Source organism: Falsiroseomonas sp. (assembly GCF_051859025.1).
GTDB lineage: Bacteria > Pseudomonadota > Alphaproteobacteria > Acetobacterales > Acetobacteraceae > Falsiroseomonas.
The window spans coordinates 868,987-887,866 of the sequence record NZ_JBHYGL010000001.1 but is presented as its reverse complement, the minus strand read 5'-3'; the positions used below and the strand labels follow the sequence as shown (position 1 = coordinate 887,866).

The window sequence follows — 18,880 nt, the reverse complement described above, 5'->3', positions numbered from 1 at the left end:
CCGCCCGGCCCGGGCCAGATGCCTCCCAAGAACACCAGGGAGGAACAACCATGAACGCCTTCACGCGCCGCACGCTGCTGGCCGCCACCACCGCCACCACCGCCACGCTGGCAGCCCCAGCCCTCGCGCAATCCTGGCCCACCGGCCCCATCCGCATCGTCGTGCCCTTCCCGCCGGGCGGTTCCACCGATGCGCTGTCCCGCCTGCTGCAACCCCATCTCCAGGCCGCGCTCGGCCAGCCGATCGTGGTGGAGAACCGGGCAGGGGCCTCCGGCGCGCTCGGCACCGCGCTGGTCGCGCGCAGCGCGCCCGATGGCAACAACTGGGTGCTGGTCTTCGACACCCATGCGGTGAACCCCGCGCTGATCCCGACCATCGGCTTCGATACCGAGAAGGACATGACGCCGCTGCTGATGTTCGGCACCGCGCCCATGGTGCTGACCGCGCATCGCACCCGCCCCTGGCGCAGCTTCGCCGCCATGGCGGAAGCCGCGAAGGCAAGGCCCGATACCGTCACCTACGGCACCATCGGCAACGGGTCGCTGGCCCACCTGACCATGGCGCTGGTCGGCAAGGCGGCCGGGCTGCAGCTGGTGCATGTGCCCTATCGCGGCGGCGGCCCGCTTTCCATCGCCGCCGTGGCCGGGGAGGTCGACCTGCCCATCGCCACCCGCCCCGCCATCGGCGTCCATATCGACAGCGGCGCCTTGATGCCCCTGGCCCAGACCGGGGCCACGCGCTCCCCCTCCATGCCCGATATCCCGACTCTCGCGGAATCCGGCGTCCCTGGCATCGATGCCCGCGCCTTCTGGGGCTTCCTCGGCCCCGCCGGCCTGCCCGCCGCGATCCGCCAGCGGATGGAGGGTGCGCTGCGAACCGCCCTCGCCATCGCGGAGGTCCGCGCCAGGGTCATCGGCCTGGGCATTGACCTGGACCCGCAGGGGGAGGCCGTCTTCGGCCCCTTCCTTTCGACCCAGATCGCGACCTGGGGCCGGGTGGTGCGGGAAAACGCCATTCGGCCGGACTGATCAGCGCCGGGTGCCGATCCCGAAGGGCGCCAGCAGGTCATCGGGCTCGGCCTGCGGCAATTCATTGTCCCGGTCCGGCAGGCGCCCCTTCGGCGTCAGCCGGTCCACCATCCCCGGCAGCCCGCGGCTGAGTTGGGACAGGATGTCGTCCTGCCCCTCGCCGGTCGCGGCGGAGACCTGGTCCAGCGCCTCCGGCGGGATGGCGCGGCGCAGCTCCTCCGGCGACACATCGCCATTCGGCCCGTCCTGCACCCAGCTATCCACGCGGTCGCCCAGCCCGGCGCCGCGAAGCTGGTCCGTCAGGCTGGTCAGCCCCTGCGCCCCACCCTGGCCCCGCATGAGGTAGGCAAGCAGCGCCATCAGCGCCATGCCCTTCATGCCGCCGAGCCCGCCGGCGAGCCCGCCCAGCCCGCCGCCCGACGGCATGGGCGCTGCCGCCCCACCGCGCCCGCCGCCGAGCAGCCCGCCCAGGATGCTGCCGAGCCCGCCGCCCATCCCGCCACCCATGCCCCCGGCCATCCCGCCGGACCGGCCCGCTTCCGCATCCGGCAGCCTGGGCCGCCCGAGCGGCGAATCCCCCATGCCCGACCCCTGCTGGTTCGCCCCCGCGCCGCCATCACCCAGGACACCCGCCAGGATGCGGGACAGGATATCGCTCATGGCCGTCTTCTCCCTCATGCCCCGGGGCAACGCGGCCCGTGGCGCGGGGTTCGGCACCGGCCCGGCCCGGCTTAGGTCTTCGGCAACCCCTCTGCCGCAGGATGGATGGTGATTGAGACGGCGCGGTCAGGAGGCATGTCATGCGGGGAATGGTCGGCCCCATCCTCCCCTGGGCGCTGGTCCTGGCCTTCCTGCTGGGCGCCGCCGCCTCGGCCGCGGCGCAGAACCACCGGCAGCAACTGGTCGGCCGCACCGGCCACGCCGCCATCATCCGGGTGTTCGAGAACGGGACCTTCCAGCGCTGCGCCGCCAGCAACGGCAACGCCGCCGCCCTGCTGCGCATCGCCTTCACCCGCGACCGCGCCTTTTCCATCAGCGTCCCCGCCACGCCGCCCTTGCAGGCACCGCATGTGCTGACTGTCTTCACCGCCGCCGGCCGCCGGGACCTGGCCGGCGCCGCCAGCGGCGACCGCGCCTGGGCGGAGCTCGATCCCCGCACGGCGGATGCGCTGATGGCCTCCACCGGGCCGCTGGTCATCCAGTTCGGTCGGCACCGCTACAGCTGGGATGCGGGGATGCCGATGCGCGACATCATGCTGGCGCTGGAAGCCTGCACCCACCGCGCGCTCGGCCTGCGCTGATCAGAAGGCCAGCAGGTTGTCCCGGAAGGTCGCGTGCTCATACCGCCGCCGGGTCAGGCCGCGGCGCTGCAATTCCGGCACCAGCCCGTCGCAGATCTCCGCGATGTAGCGGCGCGTGAAATCGGCATGGACGATGAGGAAGCCGTCGCCGCCCGCCTCCCGCATCGCCTCCTCCATCATCCCCGCCACCTGGTCCACCGTGCCGGTGAAGCGGATGCCGAGTTCCGCCCGCCCCGCCACCTGCCGCGGCGTCAGCCCGACGAAGCGGTCCACCACGGATTGATGCCCGTTGCTGGTCAGCCGGGGCAGGGGCTCATCGATCGGGAATTGGGAGAAATCGATCCCGCTGAGCCGCGAGGCGGAGGCCAGATGCTGGTCCACATGCAGGGCCACATCGGCCTCCAGGATGCGCCGGCGATGCTCGGCCGCTTCCAGGCTGTGGTCCACCAGCGGGTCCACCAGGAACAGCACCTTGATGCCATCGGGGTCGCGCCCCATCGCCACCGCATCGGCGCGGATGCGATCCCGCGTCGCCCGCATGGAGGCTACATCCTTCGCCGAGGTGATGATCGTGTCCGACCACCGCGCCGCGAATTGCCGCCCGCGGGGCGACCCGCCGGCCTGGCACAGCACCGGCCGCACCTGCGGCGATCGTGGCGCGCTGAGCGGCCCGCGCACCTGGTGGTAGCGCCCCTTGTAGTGCAGCGCCTGCACCTTGGACCCGTCCGCGAACAGCGGCGCGTCGCGGTCCATCACCACCGCATCCGGCGCCCAGCTTTCCCAGAGCCGCGTGACGATCTCCACGAACTCATCCGCGCGGTCGTAGCGCTCATCATGCTCGAACTGCCGATCCAGGCCGTAATTCTGCGCGCCGCCGTCGTTGCTGCCCGTCACCATGTTCCAGCCGACGCGGCCTTCCGTGACGTGGTCCAGCGTGTTCACCAGGCGGGCCAGCAGGAAGGGTGGGTATTCGGTGGTGGACATCGTCGTCACCAGGCCGATCCGCTTCGTCGCCATCGCCATGTACGGCACCAGCACCGCGGGATCGAGCTTCGGCGTCGCCATCGCGTATTTCAGGTAGTCGTCATGCGTGCCCTTGTGCGTGTAGGGGACGTTGGAACTGTCCTCCATCATCACATAGTCGAAGCCCGCGCGTTCCATCGCCACGGCGAGATCGACGAAGAGGTCCGGCATCATCCAGCGGGACTGGTCGCCGCCCCATTCATACCGCCAGGCCTTGGGGCCGTAGCCGCGGGAGACGAACCAGGCGAGGTGGAAGGGGCGTTCCATGCGCAGCCTTTCGCGGAATGACGCGACCGGCGATGTCCCATCCCACGCGGCGCCTCTTGCCGCGCGCCGCCGCCCCCAGTGGGCCAAGCCGCGCGCGCCCCTGTCAAGCGTGACCCCGAAGCTTGCCCCCCAAGCTTGACCCCGATGGGCCCCGGTGCTGGCCTGAAGCTGAAGCATGAGGAGGGAATACGCCATGCGGGCCTGGGCCGTGGTCGAGACGGGAAAGCCGTTGCAGGAGATCGAGCTGCCGACGCCGGTGCCGACGGGGAAGCAGGTGCTGCTGGAAGTCACCCATGCCGGCGTCTGCCATTCCGACCTGCATATCTGGGAAGGCGAATACGACCTCGGCAGCCGGGGCAAGATGAAGCTCTCCGACCGCGGCGTGAAGCTGCCGCTCGCCATGGGGCATGAGACGGTGGGCCGCGTGCTGTCCTGGGGGCCGGAGGCTGACGGCCAGGGCCTGGAAGTCGGTCAGACCCGCATCGTCTTCCCCTGGGTGGGCTGCGGCACCTGCGCCCGCTGCCGGGCGGAGGAAGACAACATGTGCGCCAATGGGCGTTCCCTCGGCGTCTTCCAGAATGGCGGCTACGCCACGCATATCCTGGTGCCGGAACCCCGCCACCTCGTCGATCCCGGCAACCTCGACCTGGCCTTGGCCGCGACCTATGCCTGTTCGGGCATCACCGTCTATTCCGCCATCAACAAGCTGATGCCGATGGACGCCGATGATCCCATCCTGCTGATCGGCGCCGGCGGGCTCGGCCTGCAGGCCATCGCGGTGCTGAAGGCGATGGGCCATCGCCGCATCGTCTCCGTCGATATCGGCGCGGAGAAGCTGGAGGCCGCGAAGGCAGCCGGCGCGACCGATACCGTCGATGCCCGCGGCGACAACGTCTCCGCGAAGCTGGTGGAAGTGTGCGGCGGGCCGGTGATGGCGGTGGTGGATTTGGTGAATGGCAGCGCCACCGCGCGCTTCGCCTTCGATGCGCTGGGCAAGGGCGGCAAGCTGGTGCAGGTCGGGCTGTTCGGCGGCGAATTGTCGCTGCCCCTGCCGCTGATGGCCATGCGCGCCGTCACCGTCCAGGGCAGCTATGTCGGCAATCCCAAGGAGTTGCGCGCTTTGGTGAAGATCGCGCAGGGCGGCTCGCTGCCCGGCATCCCCATCACCCGCGAACCCTTCCCCCAGGCCGACAGCGCGCTGATGCGCCTGCGCGCCGGCCAGGTGACGGGTCGGATCGTCCTGACGGCGGATGCCGTCTGAACAGGTCCCAACGGCGGATGCCGTCTGGACAGGTCCCAACGGCGGATGCCGTGTGAGACGAACCTGACGGCGGATGCGCGGGCGGCCATGCCGTGGCGGCCGCGCAATCGCCCACAACGGGAATGGTGCATCCCCTGATTCGGCCTAGAATTGGGCGATGCATGTCGGCGCGCCCCCTCCCACCACCACGGCACCCTTCGTGCCGCCCCACCCGGCGCGCCCGGTCCGTTTGCCGCCGATCCGGGAACTGATCAGGCTCGCCCGCCGCAACTGGCTGGCGGTATTCCCCGCCGGCACCTTCAGCCGCGATGTGGTCTTCCGCCGCTTCCTGCTGCGGAACCTCGTCATCTGCAACAGCCCGGAGACGGTGGCCGAGGCCTTCGTGGACCAGCATGCGGCCTTCCAGCGCAAATCCCCCGCGCATCGCCGCGCCCTGGCGCCGCTGCTGGGCGATGGCCTCTTCGTCTCGGACGGCGCGCTGTGGCGGGAACGCCGCCGCGTCGTCGCCCCTGTCACCCACCCGGCGCGCCTGCCCGAACTCGCCCCCGCCATCACGGAAGCCGCCACCGCCCTGGCGGCGACCTGGCGCGCCCTGCCGCCCGGCACGCCGATCGACGCACTCGCCGCCATGGGCCACCTGACGGCGGAGATCATCTGCCGCACCATCTTCGGCAGGGCGCTCGGCGCCGACGCCGCCGCGGAAGTCGTCGCCGCCTTCGCGGAATACCAGGCGCTGGTGGACCAGACCGACATCGCCTCCCTCCTCGGCCTGCCGGAATGGCTGCCGCGCTTCAGCGGCCGCCGCACCCGCGCCTCCGTCCGCCGCATCCACACCGTGGTGGATGGGTTGATCGCCGGCATCCTGGACGGCGGCGGCGGCGCGGAGGCCTCCCTCATCAGATCCATGGCCGAGGCCCGCATCGCCGGCACCGATCGCCCGATGGACCGCCGCGCCTTCCGGAACGAGGCGATCGTGCTGTTCATGGCGGGCCACGAGACCACCGCCAATGTCCTGGCCTGGGCGCTGTTCATCCTGAGCCAGGACCCCGCCAGCGCCGCGCGGCTGGACGCCGAACTGGCCGAAACCCTCGGCGGCCGTGCGCCGGGCCTGGCGGAATTGCCGTTGCTGCCCTTCACTCGCGCGGTGGTGGAGGAGACGATGCGCCTCTATCCCCCCGTGCCGCTGCTGTCGCGGGAGGCCATCGCCCCCGGCCGCATCGCGGGGCGGGATGTCGCGAAGGGCAGCATCGTGCTGGTGGCGCCCTGGCTGCTGCACCGGAACCCGAAGCTGTGGCCGGCCCCCGATGCCTTCGTGCCGGACCGCTTCATGCCTGGCGCGCCGCGCCCGTCCCGCCACGCCTACATCCCCTTCAGCACCGGCCCCCGCGTCTGCACCGGCCAGCAGCTGGGCCTGGCGGAGGCGATGATCTGCCTCGCCACCCTCCGCCAGGCGGCGCGGCTGGAACTGGAGGCGGGAGCGGTGGTGGAGGCCGTGGCGCGCCTGACGCTGCGCCCCGGTGAAACGCTGCCGATGCGCGTATGGCCGGCGTGAAGCCGCCGCCGGACCCGGCGCGGGACAGCCGCGCGCTGGATATCCTCTACCCGCCGCCGCCCTGGCGCTGGGACCAGCGCCGCGCGCTGTGGCGGCACTGGGTCCGCGACCCCGCCTGGGGCCTGCTGGACTACAGCGCCCATCACCTCATGCGCCTGCTGCCGAGCCAGGCCGTCTCCTCCATTGGCGCCACACTGGGGCATCATCTCGGCCGCAGGCGTCCCGGCGACCGCGCCCGCGCCCTGCTGCGGCACCTGCGGCCCGAGGCGGGGGATGCGGAGATCGAGCGCCTGCTCGATGCGCATTGGGTCCATATCGGCCGCTGCTTTGCCGAATTCTCCGCCCAGTACCGCTTCCTGTCGGAAGACCGCATCGAGATCGAGGGGCGGGAGGTGATCGACAGCCTTCGCCAGGCCGGGCGGCCGGTCATCGTCGCGGGGCTGCATGTCGGGAACTGGGAGATGGTGCATCTCGGCCTCGCCAAGGTTGGCCTGCCCTTCCATGCCATCTTCCAGCGCCTGCCCAACCGCTTCCGGATGCGGATCGCCTTCAGGATGCGCAACCTTGGCCGCCGCTTCGCCGACGCGCCCATCTCCAACCCCATCCTGCCGACGCTGGATGCGGCCTTCCACGCCCACCGCCTGCTGGCCGATGGCCATTCCGCGCTGCTCTACTACGTGGACGAATACTGGGAAGGGCGGGTCCATGCGCCGCGGTTCGGGCGGGCGCCGAAGCCGGACGGGAACATCATGCGGGCCGTGCGCCTGGCCGCGCATACCGGCGCCGCCATCGTGCCGTGCTACGCGCTCCGCATCGCGGAGGGGCCCCGCTTCCGCCTGACCTTCCTGCCCCCGGTGGACGTCGGACCGCCCGGCCGTGGCCGCCAGGGGATGCTGGACGACATGGCGCTGCTGGATGCGGCGATCGAGCCCGTGGTGCGCGCCCATCCCGAGCAATGGTTCATGCTGCACGCGTTTCGCTTCGACCGCTGAGCGGTCGGGGGAGATCCTACCGCTGAGCGGTCGGGGGAGATTCGACCGCTGAGCGGTCGGGGGAGGTCCGACCGCTGAGCGGTCGGGGGAGATCCGACCGCTGACCCGCGTCAGGCGGCGGGATAGGGCGCGCCCGTCACGGGATCGCAGGGCGGGTCGGGCGTGGCGGGGATGGCATGGGCGGCCCTCGCGGCCTCCCCAGGCCGTCCCGTGAACTGCTCCGGCGGATCGCCCGGGGGATAGGCCCCTACCACCATCAGCCGGGCGGAGGCGCCGAGGTTGCGGTGCCCCGTCCCCGCCGGCAGCACCACGACATCCCCCGCCTGCAGGTCGATCGTCACCCCGGGATCGCCGCCGAGCCTGACGCGCACCGCGCCTTCCACGATGGCCAGGGCCTCATGCGCATTGGGGTGGTAGTGGTGGAAGTCGTAGATGCCGTTGCGCCAGGCGGGCGGCCAGCCATGGCGGGCGAACAGCGCCTCCGCCGCCGCCGGATCGCCGGCGCGCACCGCGCCGCGATGCAGCAGCACCGGCAGGCGTGGGTTGTTGGGTATGGTCCCGCCCCCGGGGGCGGCATCGCAGGAACCTTCGGGCAGCAGCAGCCGCTCCGCCCCATCCCCGCCGCGTTCATGCATGGCATGATCCTCCCGTCTTCGCCGGCGGATCATGCCAGCAAGACGGGGCCGCGGGGGAAACTACTCCGCGAAGAGCTGCGACGTGAGGCGCATGTGCTGCGCGACATGGGGGGAGGGCGCGCCCTCCGCCACTTCCTGGAAGCCCCGCTCCTGGAAGCCCCGCTCTTGGAAGCCCCGCTCTTGGAAGCCACGGGCGCGCGCTTCCATCATCCGGTCGGCGCCATTGGCCGGGCGGTTGTAGATGAAGCCATGCGTCGAATAGGTGCGGCCGAAGGCGTCGTTGCTGTGCCCGACCTGCACGCGCACCGCCGTCCAGTCATTGCGGTCGGAGGCATCGATCACGACGACGCCGCGCATCACCGCGCCGCGGCGGATGCCGGGACCGCCCCAATTGGCGTGGTCGATATGAATGGTGCGGGAATTCACCACGCGGCTCACCACCGCGACATGGCCGCGGGACATGCCGCCGGATGCCGTGAAGGCCAGGACCGAACCGCGTTCCGGCGCATTGCCGCGGGCATAGCTGCCGGCCGCGTTGTGCCACCACATGCGGGCATCGCCGCTGATGTTCATCCCCGTCGCCATGCGGGCGAAGGGCACGCAGGACAGGCCGCCGCTGATGGAGACCGGCAGGATGGGCGTGCCGCCATGGCTGATAGCGGGATGCGCGACCGCGGGACGGATGACGCCGACGGAAGCCAGCTGCATCGGCCCGGTGGGCGTGGGCGTGGGCGTGGGCGCGGGTGCCAGGCTGGCCGGCATCTCGTTCAGCACGCGCACGCGGGGCGCCGGCGCGGGCGGCGGGGGCGGCGGCAGCGCGGCCACCTGACTACCACGCTGCGGCGCCGCCGCTGGGGTGCCACGCTGCGGCGCGGCGGCAACCTGGCGGCTGGCGGGCTGGCCCGGCTTGGTGGCGGCGACGCGGCTGGCGGTGTTAACGGCGGGGGGGCGGGGCGGCGTCACGGCCACCTGAGCGGGGCGCGCCTGCTTCTGGGCGGTGCGCGGGTTGCGCTCCTGCGCCTGCGCCGTATCCGCGCTGAAAGCCGCCGTCCCGAACAGGACGCAGAATACAGCCAGCGTGCCCGTCGCCCGCATGAGTGATCCCCCGATTTGCCTGCCCTCCGGGCACCGATTGGCGCTCCGTGTGAACGGCGGTACCCGGCACCTGGGGGAGGGACAACCCGATCCTTTGTTACCTCGCGAAATCCGGCGTGATTCGCTCATCGAGCATCCGTGAACGTCGCGTGAAACAGAATATCGTCCTAGAACGAAACCTGACGAAACATGGCGACACAGTGTTGCGGCATTTTTGTCACGGTTCTGAGGCCTTCGCGTCGCCCGCCCTGACTCCGCAACATGACAGTCATGCCATGCGGGAATATGCCCCCGCCGCGGGGGTATTTCGGAACGGTCGGCGAATGGGGGGCACGCATGAAAAAGGGCGGCGCCGGGTTTCCCCGGCGCCGCCCCGATCCGTTCAGGCTCGCCGCCTCGGCGGCAGGCCCGGCGTGCCGCTTCAGCGGCAGGCCGTGACCATGATCTCCACCAGGTGGCGCGGATCGGCCATGTTGGCCTCCACGCAGGCGCGCACCGGGCGGCCGGCATCGCCCAGCCACTCCACCCACACCTTGTTCATGGCGTCGCGGTCGCGGATGTCCTTCAGCCAGATCTGGGTCTGCAGCAGGCGGGTGTTGTCCGTGCCGTTCGCTTCCAGCGCATCGGTGATCTTCGCCAGCACCTGGCGGGTCTGGCCCGTGATGTCCTGGGACAGGTCATCCGCCGTCATGCCGGCGAGGTACACGAAGTTATGGTACTCCACCGAGGAGGACAGGATGGGGTTGCTGCCCTGACGGGTGATCTTCGACATCGCGCATTGCTCCTGGAGCGGTTTGGCGCCCATCTCCTAGGCGGGCCATGACAGACGGGCAAGACGGTGCCATGCGCGGCATCAAGGTGATGCCGGACTACCGCTGCTGGCCGCTCTGGCGGGATGGAGGGGAGCCCGGGAACATCGACCCCGCCGGCCTGCCGATCTCACCCGCCCTGGTGACGGCGCTGCTCGCCTGGGCCGACGCCTTCGAATCCGGCTTCGACTGGGACGACCCGGCGGCATCCCTGCCGCTGCCCGATCCCGAGGGATTCGAGGCCGGGGGACGGCGCCTTGCCGCCCGGCTCGCCGTGGAACTCGGGCCGGGATGGCGCGTCCGCTACTGGCGGGATCAGCCCCCTCCGGATCAGCCGGGCGTGGGCTGACCCTCGCCATGGTCCGTGGCGCCCGCCACGCCGCAGCCGCAGAAGGGGCAGCGCGCCAGGCGGGCGAGTTCCGGCGCGATCGGGGCGGGCAGGGGGCGGCCTTCCAGCAGCCTTTCCATCTCCGCCCGCAGCGCCTCATGCACCTGCTGTTCCGCGCAGGCGCCGCCGCCATATTCCGCCGCCACCCCGGCGCTCGGCGCTTCCAGCCGGAAGGCGAGGGCCGGGCTGGCGACCAGCGTCGCGACCGGGAGGCAGGAGAGAAGGGTGCGGCGGGGCGTGTTCATGCGCCGATCATAACGCAATCGCCCGCTCCGCCGCCACGGTTTCAGCCGACCACGTGGTAGGTGCTGCCCGAATTCGCGGCACCGATCATCGCCTCGAACACCGCCACGCCATGGATCGCGTCCTCGACGGGCAGGGGATAGGCCGGGCCACCCGCCACGGCTTGCGCGAATGCCGCAAGTTCAGCGGCTTCGATGTCGGTCTTCGGAAATTCCTTCACCCAGCCCTGGCCCTCCCGCGGCGTCCAGGTCAGGTGCTCATGCCCCTGCAGCGCGAGAATCCCCTCCGTCCCGAACAGCGCCACGCGCCAGAAGCTGGGCGACAGGGACAGGGTCGCGAAGCCGACCGTCGCGCCGCGTTCCAGCAGCGCCAGCATCGCCGTGGTGTCGTCGATGGTCTGGCTGACCTGCGCATGGCTGCGCACCGTCACCTCCTTGAACCGCCCCGCCAGGTTGATGATGGCGTCGATCATGTGGATGCCCATGCCGCCCATGCCGCCGAGCGGGCTTTCCGCCCGGTCCGCCCGCCACATCCCCGGCACATAGGCACGCGCGCCGGGCCCGCTGAACTGCCCTTCCACATGCAGCAGCGTGCCGAGCTGCCCCTCCGCCAGCATCGACTTCATCAACTGGATCGCCGGCAGGAAGCGCCGGTTGTGGCCGAGCGCCATCACCACCCCCGCCTCCCGGCACGCCGCGACGGCGGCGGCGGCGGAGGCACGGTCCAGCGTGAAGGGCTTCTCCACGAAGACATGCTTGCCCGCCCGGGCGGCGGCGATCACCTGTTCCGCGTGCTGCCCATGCGGCGTGGCCAGCACCACGGCCTTCACCGCGGGGTCCGCCAGCACCGCCTCGTAATCCGGCAGCATCCGGATGCCCTTCTCCGCGGCCCAGGCCTCGGCCTTGGCGGGCGTGCGGGTGCAGCCGGACACGAAGCGGATTCCCGCATCGTTCCTGCCCTGCACGCTGTTGGCCAGCACCTGGCCCCAGCGCCCCATGCCCACGATGGCGGCATCCAGCATCGTCGTTCCGGTCATTGACTGCTCTCGCATTTCCGTGATTTCAATACGATATAGAAACTAACACCAAACCCGAGGATGTCCGATGTCCGACCGAATCTTCGATGCCATCGAGAAGGTGGCAATCGCACCCGATATCCCGGTCGCCGACAAGGTGAAGCTCATCGATGAACTGCGAAAGGGCATGCCCGCCATCAATGACCGCTGGACGGTGCGTTACATCGTCCTGGGCCTGATCGCCATCGCGGTCATCCCGATCGCCTTCTTCTCGCTCGGCACGGTGTTCTTCAGGACGGACTCGGTTCCCGATTCCATCGTCGCCATCACCTCCGCCGCCATCGGTGCGCTCGCGACCTACCTGACGCCGCTTCGCCGCGGTGAAGACAACGGCCGGGCGCCGGCCCCAGCCGCTCCGCCCGTGCCAGCCCCCACGCCCACGCCTACTCCCGCGCCGGGGCCGAATGGCTGACCCGTTCAGCGGTTGCTGGCGGAGCCCGACTGCCCCTCCAGCGCCGCCTCGATCGTCTTCAGCTTCGTCAGCCCCCAGGCGAAGACCCCCAGGAACAGGATCGCGGCCGCGATCGTCGGCAGCCGCAACCCGAATAATTCGCCCAGCCCCCCCAGGATCAACGCCCCCAGCGCCGGGAAGGCCCGCGTGATCAACCCCCACAGGCTCAGCATCCGCCCGCGATAGGCCGGGTCCGCCGCGCTCTGCAGCAGGGTCTGCACGCTGATCCCGTGCATGGAAGCCACCGCCCCGATCAGCGCCCCGCACAGCATGCCGAGTGGAAACCACCCCGTGGCCACAAACCCCACCGTCGCCACCGCCTGGGCGAGGGCGGCGAAGATCGCGATCCGCACCGTCCCCTCCAGCCGCCCGCGCGACGCCACCCACAAGCCGGCGCACAGCGCGCCGACGCCGAAGCAGGCGGTCAGCACCGCCAGGCTCTCCGCGCCCCGGCCGAACAGCCGTTCCACATAGGGGGGCAGGATCTCCTGCACGCCGCGCATCAGCAGCGCGCCCATCGCGGCATACAGCAGCAGCGGCCCCAGCCCGACATGCCGCCAGGCATAGCCGATGCCGCCCGTCACCTCCCGCCACAGGCTGGCCGACGCCGGGTGTCCGCGGCGTTCCCGCGCATCCACGCGCAGCAGCGCGATGGACAGGCAGGCGAAGCCGTAGCCCACCGCATTGGCGGCGATGGCCGGCACCACGCCCCAGGCCGCGATGACCGGCCCCGCGATGGCCGGCCCGACGAAACGGGCCACCGCGAAGCACAGCGAATTGGCGGCGACGGCGGCGGGCAGGTCAGCCCGCGCCACGATCCCCGGCATCAGCGTCTGCCGTGCCGGCTGCGCGAAGCTGGCGGCGATGCCGCCCAGCACCTCCAGCACCAGCAATATGGTGATGGTCATGTGCCCGCTGGCCGTGATGCCCGCCACGGCCGCCGCCTGGATGGCGATCGCCACCTGCGTCCAGATCGCCAGCTGCACCCGGTCCACCCGGTCCGCGATCGCCCCCGCGATGGGGCTGACGAACACCGCCGGCGCCAGGTCGCAGAAGGCCACCATGCCGACCCAGAAGGCGCTGCCCGTCAGTTCCCAGGCGAGCCAGGAGACGGCGATGCGCTGCATCCACAGCCCCGTCCAGGCGACCATGGAGCCGGAAAAGAAAAGCCGCGAATCGCGGGTGGCCAGCGCGCGCCCGAGGGCGCCGAGCGACGCCACCCGGCGCGCCCGTCAGCGCCCCCCGACGCCCGGCGGCGGCAGCGCGCGGCCGCTGGCCGGCTGGGCCAACCCGCCACCGCTGGTTGTACCGGTCGTGGTCGTCGTCGTGGCCGCCTGGCCCGGCCCGCGCACGGGGTCCGGGCTCGCCCGCAGGCATTCCGCCACCAGGCGGTCGCGGTCGATCTGCGCCGCGCCCCGGTCATTCTCCACCCGCATCATGGGGGACACGCCCATGGTGCCGCGGCCCGACTCGGTCTCATCGCTGCGCATCAACTGGCCGCGCTCGCGGTACTGCACCACCCGCGTCGCCTGGTCCCGGCACGCCTCGTAGCGCGCATCGCGTTCGCCCCGCGGCACCGGCGCCGGCGCCGCGATGGGCGAGATCGGCGGCAACGGGCTGCCGCAGGCCGCAAGCGCCGCGAGCGGCGCGATCACCAGGAGGCGGAGCGGGAGGCGGCTTGGCATGGGATCACTCTCTCGGGCAGGTCAGGCCGGCATGCGCGCGGGCAGGGTGCGCGACAATAGCCCCCGAAGCGCCTCCGCGTCGAACCTCGCCCCGGAATCGAGCGGCATGGACGCCGCCGCCCGCAGCAGCGCGGGGTGCAGTTCCACCCCCGCTGCCGTCACCCTGAACAGGCCGGCCAGCCAGGCGCTTCGCCCCATCACATCCACCAGCGCCAGCAGCCGCAGGCACAGCGACAGGCCGCCGATCGTGGACAGGTCGGCGCGAAGGTCCACCGCCTCCGCCCAGGATCGCGCATCGCGGTCGACGATCGCCAGGCGCTGCGCGCTGCCATCCGGCCGGCGGAACAGCAATTCGCGCGGTGGCCCCCAGCCGCCCTGGTGCGCACGGGCGCGGGCAGCATCCCAGGCGCCGAGCAGCGCGGTGGGGGTCACGGCGGGCAGCGATTCCGGCGGCACGGCGATGGCATAGCTCAGGCTGCCATCGGCGCTGCCGGCGACATGGATCGAACTTTCGGGCATTCCCCCCAGATAGGCGCGCCCCCGCCGGTTGCGCCACCCCTTCGCAAGCGCGCCTGACCATGGCGTGATGCGGGAATGACCGATCCCAGCCGCCTGACCGCCACCGAGGCTTCCCGCGCCATCGCCGCCGGCACCCTCTCCCCCGCCGCCCTCATGGAGGCCTGCCTGGCCCGCGCCGCGGAGCGCGAGGGCACGACCCGCGCTTTCGCCTGGCTCGACGCCCCCGCCGCCAGGCGCTTCGCCGCCGCCGCGCGCCCCGGCGCCCTGCACGGCATCCCCTTCGGCGTGAAGGACGTGCTGGATACCGCCGAATTGCCGACGGGCTATGGCAGCCCGATCTGGGCCGGCCACCGCCCGAGGGGCGATTCGGCCGCCGTCGCCGCCGCCCGCGCCGCCGGCGCCGTGGTGATGGGCAAGACCGTCACGACGGAATTCGCCACCCGCAACCCCGGCGCCACCACCAACCCGCACAACCCGGCGCATACGCCGGGCGGCTCCTCCTCCGGCTCCGCCGCCGCGGTGGCGGATTTCATGGTGCCCTTCGCCTTCGGCACCCAGACCGCCGGCAGCATCGTGCGCCCGGCCGCCTATTGCGGCGTGGTCGGCTACAAGCCGTCCTTCGGCACGCTCCATCGCGGCGGCATGAAGGTCTGTTCCGAAAGCCTCGACACCATCGGCATCATGGCCCGCAGCGTCGCCGATTGCGCGCTGGCCATGGGGGCGATGACGGGCCGCGACCTCGGCGACCCCGATGCGAAGCCCGGCCGCGCGCCGCGCCTGGGCCTGACGATCGGCCACGACGCTTCCTCCGCCACGCCGGAGACGCTGGCCCTGCTGGACCGCGCCGCCGATGCCGCCCGCCGCGCGGGGGCGGAGGTCGTGCCCTTCGCCCTGCCGCCCGAGCTGCTGCGCGCCGCCGAATTGCACGGCCACATGATGAACATGGAGACGCGCCAGGCGCTCGCCTGGGAATACGCGCATTGCCGCCCGCAATTGTCCGCCGTGCTGCTCGATCGCCTCGACTGGTCCGGCACCCAGCCCCCCGCGATGCTGGACGAGGCCCGCGCCGCCGCCGCCGCCGCCCGCGCCGCCTTCGCGGTGGCGACCGAGGGCCTCGACGCCATCCTGACCCCCTCCGCCCCCGGCGAGGCCCCGGCAGGCCTGAGCTACACCGGCGACGCCACCTTCAACCTGCTCTGGACCCTGCTCTGGGGCCCCAACGTCACCGTGCCCGTCACGACCGGCCCGAAGGGCCTGCCCATGGGCGTGCAGCTGGCCGGGCGGATGGGGGAGGATGCCCGCGTGCTGGCCGTGGCGCGCTGGGTGCAGGCGGCGATGGGGTAGGGGGCGCGTCGCGGGGGCGGCCTCACGCCGCCTCCCGCAGCCCCAGCCTCCCAAGCCCCGCCTCCAGCGCCGCCGCCGTCGCCGCCGGCATGGCCAGGAAGCGCAGCCGCAGCGCATCGCCCGCCGCCGCGTTCTCGGCCTGCACCACCTCCGCCCGCAGCGAGAGGCCCGGCGCCACGCCATCGGCCAGCAGCGTCACGGTGCTGCCCGCCGGCACGCCCGGCGCGCCGGGCTGCATCCGGCAGCCGCCGACCGAGATGTCGGCCAGCACCGCGGCCAGCGGCCCTTCCGGCGCGCCCACATCCAGCCGCACCGGCAGCGGCCTGGCCAGGCGGGGATGGGCGCGGCGCTGCGCTTCCGGCGCGGATTCCCGCACCGCCCGCACCAGGTTGCGCCGCAACTCCCCCACCCCCGTCCGGGCGTCGGATGCCGCGGCGCTGACCTGCATCGCGCGTTCCACCGCGCCGGATGTCTCCGTTGCCACCACATCGATGCGCTGGGTCACGGCATCGGTCGCGCTGGTCGTCTCCGAGACCGATTGCACGATCCGCCGCGTCGCCTCGCTCTGCCGTTCCATCGCGCTGGCGATCGCGGCGGCGGCGGCATCGACCTCCGCCACCGCATCGGCCATGTCGCTCACCACCGTCACGGCGCGGGTGGTGGCTTGCGTCACCTCCTGCACCTGGCGGGCGATTTCCGTCGTCGCCTTGGCGGTCTCGGCCGCCAGGCTCTTCACCTCATTGGCCACCACCGCGAAGCCCTTGCCGGCCTCGCCGGCCCGCGCGGCCTCGATCGTCGCGTTCAGCGCCAGCAGGTTGGTCTGCCCGGCGATGCCGGCGATCAGCCGCGCCACGCCCCCGATGCGCTCCACCTCCACCGCCAGGGCGTCGATGCTCTCCCGCCCCTGGGTGCCGCTGCGGGAGGCACGGCCGGTGGCGTTCGTCGCCTCCCCGATCCGGGCGCTGATCTCGCCGATCGCGGTGCTGAGGTCCTCGGTCGCCGCGGCCACCGCTTCCACGTTCCGCCGCGCCGCGCCCGCGGCCTCCGCGACATCCGCGCAGTTGACGGAGACGGTGGCGGCGGAGCCCGCCATCGCCTCGGCCTCATCCGCCATGCGGTCCATGCTGCGCGCCACCAGATCCACCGCCGCACCGGTCGAGGTCTCGACCCGGTCCGCCATGTCCCGGATCGCCTCGCCCCGCGCGGCGTCGGCGGCCAGCCGGGCGGCGTCCTCGGCCTCCCGCCGCGCCGCATCCTCCCGCAGCGCGAGGCGGAGGCTGTCCAGCGCCCGCGCCGCCATCCCCCATTCATCGCCGCGCCCGGCGCCCGCGATGGTGGTGTCGAGCCGCCCTTCCGCCAGGTCCCGCATCGCCCCCGCCAGGCCCCGGACCCGCGCCGCCAGGCGCCACCCCGCGACCCCGGCCAGCGCCAGCGCCGCCAGCCCCGCGCCCCACAACCCGATGCCCCCGGGCACCACGCCGCCCGCCCCGTATCCCGCCGCCAGCAGGATGGGCAGCAGCATCGCCCCCATCAGCAGCAGCAGGCGTGGCGCGATGCCCGCCAGGGCAAGGCGCGGGGAGGCGGGGAGGGACATGGCGGCGACCTCGGACCACCGCGGAAGGCGGGGCGCCTGATCCTCGCGCCAAAGGATTGAGCGAGGGTTAGGGCCCCGCGCCGCCGCAATCTATACGAAAAAGCAATAAGGTCCGGACTACACGGGCGCCCTCGACGGAGGATCCCGGATGTTCATCCGCCCAGCCCGCCTTGACCGCAGCGCCGAACGCCTCGCCGCACTCGATCATGTCCGCGCCCGGATCATGATCGCCGATCCCGACCTCAACATCGTCTACATGAACGCCTCCGTCATCGCGATGATGCGGGAGGCGGAGGCGGAGCTGAAGCGGGAGCTGCCCCGCTTCAGCATGGACACGCTGATGGGCAGCAACATCGACGTCTTCCACAAGACGCCCGACCACCAGCGCCGCATGCTGGCCGCGCTCGACAAGCCCCATGCCGCCACCATCAGGATCGGCTCCCGCATCTTCGACCTGCTGGTGACGCCGCTGATGGAAGCGGGCCGGCGCAGCGGCTTCGTGGTGGAGTGGGAGGACGCCCACCACCGCCTGCTGAACCTGGACTACGCCGCGCAGATCGCCGCCATCGGCCGCGCCCAGGCCGTGATCGAATTCGCCATCGACGGCACCATCCTCAAGGCCAATGAGAATTTCCTCTCCGTCATGGGCTACCGGGCGGAGGAGATCGCGGGCCGCCATCACCGCCTTTTCGTCGATGACGCCACCGCCCGATCGGCGGAATACGCGGCGTTCTGGGACAAGCTGGCCGCCGGCACGCCGGTCACGGCCCAGGGACGGCGCATCGCCAAGGGTGGCCGCGCCGTCTGGATCGAGGGTTCCTACAACCCCATCCTGGACCATCGCGGCCAGGTGACGAAGGTGGTGAAATTCGCCTCCGACGTGACCCCGCAGAAGGAGATGCTGGCGAAGCTCAAGGGCTACATCGACAGCATCGACACCGCCGTCAGCCGGTCCCACCGCGAAGCCGATGCCGCCCGCGGCGCCGCCGGTACCGCGACCGGGGATGTCCGATCCGTGGCCGGCAATGCGGAAGCGCTGGCTTCCTCCATCCACGCCATCGCCGGCAACATGGAGGCATCCCGCAGCGCCACCGACGCCGCCTTCGCCCAGGCGGAGGCCGTGGGCGCGGACACGCAGGGCCTGGCCAGCGCCGCCCAGGCCATGGGCGGCATCGTCGCCCTGATCCGCGACATCGCCAGCCAGATCAACCTCCTCTCCCTCAATGCCACCATCGAGGCCGCCCGCGCCGGGGAGGCCGGCAAGGGCTTCTCCGTCGTGGCGTCGGAGGTGAAGAACCTGGCCGTCCAGGCCGCCCGCGCCACGGAACAGATCACGCGGGAGATCGATGGCCTCCAGGCCCGCTCCGCCAGCGTCGCCAAGGCCATGGCCACCATCCGCGAACAGGTCACGACGGTGCGCGGCGAAGTCGGCCGCGCCGCCGGCGCCGTCTCCGAACAGGCCGCCGTGACGCAGGAGATGTCGGCCAGCGCCCGATCCGCCGCCAGCGCCGTCTCCTCCGTCCTGTCGAGCGTGGAGGAGATTTCCGCCGCCGTGCGCGATGTCTCCGGCGCGGTGGGACAGACGATGGAAGCGGCCGAGGCGCTGGTCAGGTAGCCC

At 72.1% G+C, this 18,880-nt stretch carries 20 protein-coding genes; 9 read left to right on the top strand and 11 right to left on the bottom strand.

Features of this window, described 5'->3' with window-relative positions; all coding sequences use genetic code 11:
- The first annotated feature begins 50 nt into the window (after nt 1-50).
- Nucleotides 51-1,028: a tripartite tricarboxylate transporter substrate-binding protein gene (locus ACTIE5_RS04325; RefSeq protein ID WP_439548457.1), complete on the top strand. Its 978-nt coding sequence runs from the start codon at nt 51-53 to the stop codon at nt 1,026-1,028.
- On the opposite strand, the gene ACTIE5_RS04320 is transcribed toward ACTIE5_RS04325, so the two are convergent.
- Nucleotides 1,029-1,688, bottom strand: a complete 660-nt coding sequence (locus ACTIE5_RS04320) for a YidB family protein (protein ID WP_439548456.1) — start codon at nt 1,686-1,688, stop codon at nt 1,029-1,031.
- 140 nt (nt 1,689-1,828) lie between these two features.
- Between ACTIE5_RS04320 and ACTIE5_RS04315 the strand changes: the two genes are divergently transcribed.
- Nucleotides 1,829-2,329 (top strand): hypothetical protein, encoded by a 501-nt coding sequence (locus ACTIE5_RS04315; RefSeq protein WP_439548455.1) that lies wholly within the window; start codon nt 1,829-1,831, stop codon nt 2,327-2,329.
- Here the strand turns inward: ACTIE5_RS04315 and ACTIE5_RS04310 are convergent, their stop codons facing one another.
- Nucleotides 2,330-3,619: an NtaA/DmoA family FMN-dependent monooxygenase gene (locus ACTIE5_RS04310; protein WP_439548454.1), complete on the bottom strand. Its 1,290-nt coding sequence runs from the start codon at nt 3,617-3,619 to the stop codon at nt 2,330-2,332.
- A gap of 193 nt (nt 3,620-3,812) precedes the next feature.
- Between ACTIE5_RS04310 and ACTIE5_RS04305 the strand changes: the two genes are divergently transcribed.
- From ACTIE5_RS04305 to ACTIE5_RS04295, 3 genes are all read left to right on the top strand, one after another.
- Nucleotides 3,813-4,880, top strand: coding sequence for an alcohol dehydrogenase (locus ACTIE5_RS04305; RefSeq protein WP_439548453.1), 1,068 nt, complete (start codon nt 3,813-3,815; stop codon nt 4,878-4,880).
- Between the two features lie 157 nt (nt 4,881-5,037).
- Nucleotides 5,038-6,432, top strand: coding sequence for a cytochrome P450 (locus ACTIE5_RS04300; RefSeq protein ID WP_439548452.1), 1,395 nt, complete (start codon nt 5,038-5,040; stop codon nt 6,430-6,432).
- Complete coding sequence (locus tag ACTIE5_RS04295; protein WP_439548451.1) at nt 6,420-7,424, top strand: lysophospholipid acyltransferase family protein; 1,005 nt, start codon at nt 6,420-6,422, stop codon at nt 7,422-7,424. The genes ACTIE5_RS04300 and ACTIE5_RS04295 overlap by 13 nt, the downstream gene beginning before the upstream one ends.
- Before the next feature lie 110 nt (nt 7,425-7,534).
- Here ACTIE5_RS04295 and ACTIE5_RS04290 read toward each other — a convergent pair whose 3' ends face one another.
- The 3 genes from ACTIE5_RS04290 to ACTIE5_RS04280 form a co-directional block, all read right to left on the bottom strand.
- Entirely contained in the window at nt 7,535-8,059 is a 525-nt protein-coding gene (locus ACTIE5_RS04290; protein ID WP_439548450.1) for a cupin domain-containing protein, read from the bottom strand.
- A 60-nt stretch (nt 8,060-8,119) separates the two neighbouring features.
- Nucleotides 8,120-9,154, bottom strand: a complete 1,035-nt coding sequence (locus ACTIE5_RS04285) for a CHAP domain-containing protein (protein ID WP_439548449.1) — start codon at nt 9,152-9,154, stop codon at nt 8,120-8,122.
- Between the two features lie 421 nt (nt 9,155-9,575).
- The gene (locus tag ACTIE5_RS04280; protein ID WP_439548448.1) at nt 9,576-9,926 is read right to left on the bottom strand and encodes a RidA family protein; all 351 of its coding nucleotides are present in this window, start codon (nt 9,924-9,926) and stop codon (nt 9,576-9,578) included.
- Nucleotides 9,927-9,997: 71 nt separating this feature from the next.
- Between ACTIE5_RS04280 and ACTIE5_RS04275 the strand changes: the two genes are divergently transcribed.
- The gene (locus ACTIE5_RS04275) at nt 9,998-10,312 is read left to right on the top strand and encodes a hypothetical protein (protein WP_439548447.1); all 315 of its coding nucleotides are present in this window, start codon (nt 9,998-10,000) and stop codon (nt 10,310-10,312) included.
- Here the strand turns inward: ACTIE5_RS04275 and ACTIE5_RS04270 are convergent.
- On the bottom strand, nt 10,294-10,596 hold the full coding sequence (locus ACTIE5_RS04270) for a hypothetical protein (RefSeq protein ID WP_439548446.1): 303 nt from the start codon (nt 10,594-10,596) through the stop codon (nt 10,294-10,296). The genes ACTIE5_RS04275 and ACTIE5_RS04270 overlap by 19 nt on opposite strands.
- Nucleotides 10,597-10,637: 41 nt before the next feature.
- Nucleotides 10,638-11,630 (bottom strand): Gfo/Idh/MocA family protein, encoded by a 993-nt coding sequence (locus ACTIE5_RS04265; RefSeq protein ID WP_439548445.1) that lies wholly within the window; start codon nt 11,628-11,630, stop codon nt 10,638-10,640.
- 67 nt (nt 11,631-11,697) lie between these two features.
- Here ACTIE5_RS04265 and ACTIE5_RS04260 point away from each other — a divergent pair, with 67 nt between their 5' ends.
- Nucleotides 11,698-12,081 (top strand): hypothetical protein, encoded by a 384-nt coding sequence (locus tag ACTIE5_RS04260; protein WP_439548444.1) that lies wholly within the window; start codon nt 11,698-11,700, stop codon nt 12,079-12,081.
- 5 nt (nt 12,082-12,086) lie between these two features.
- Here the strand turns inward: ACTIE5_RS04260 and ACTIE5_RS04255 are convergent, their stop codons facing one another.
- The 3 genes from ACTIE5_RS04255 to ACTIE5_RS04245 are packed head-to-tail and all read right to left on the bottom strand — an operon-like array spanning nt 12,087 to nt 14,324.
- Nucleotides 12,087-13,340 (bottom strand): MFS transporter, encoded by a 1,254-nt coding sequence (locus ACTIE5_RS04255; RefSeq protein ID WP_439548443.1) that lies wholly within the window; start codon nt 13,338-13,340, stop codon nt 12,087-12,089.
- 12 nt (nt 13,341-13,352) lie between these two features.
- Nucleotides 13,353-13,805: a hypothetical protein gene (locus tag ACTIE5_RS04250; protein WP_439548442.1), complete on the bottom strand. Its 453-nt coding sequence runs from the start codon at nt 13,803-13,805 to the stop codon at nt 13,353-13,355.
- 21 nt (nt 13,806-13,826) lie between these two features.
- Nucleotides 13,827-14,324 (bottom strand): hypothetical protein, encoded by a 498-nt coding sequence (locus ACTIE5_RS04245; protein WP_439548441.1) that lies wholly within the window; start codon nt 14,322-14,324, stop codon nt 13,827-13,829.
- A gap of 75 nt (nt 14,325-14,399) precedes the next feature.
- Here ACTIE5_RS04245 and ACTIE5_RS04240 point away from each other — a divergent pair, with 75 nt between their 5' ends.
- Nucleotides 14,400-15,668 carry an amidase gene (locus ACTIE5_RS04240; protein WP_439548440.1) on the top strand — a complete coding sequence of 423 codons (1,269 nt, stop codon included), beginning with the start codon at nt 14,400-14,402 and terminating at the stop codon, nt 15,666-15,668.
- A gap of 22 nt (nt 15,669-15,690) precedes the next feature.
- On the opposite strand, the gene ACTIE5_RS04235 is transcribed toward ACTIE5_RS04240, so the two are convergent.
- Nucleotides 15,691-17,262, bottom strand: coding sequence for a methyl-accepting chemotaxis protein (locus ACTIE5_RS04235; protein WP_439548439.1), 1,572 nt, complete (start codon nt 17,260-17,262; stop codon nt 15,691-15,693).
- 148 nt (nt 17,263-17,410) lie between these two features.
- Between ACTIE5_RS04235 and ACTIE5_RS04230 the strand changes: the two genes are divergently transcribed.
- Nucleotides 17,411-18,877: a methyl-accepting chemotaxis protein gene (locus ACTIE5_RS04230; RefSeq protein WP_439548438.1), complete on the top strand. Its 1,467-nt coding sequence runs from the start codon at nt 17,411-17,413 to the stop codon at nt 18,875-18,877.
- Nucleotides 18,878-18,880: the final 3 nt, after the last annotated feature.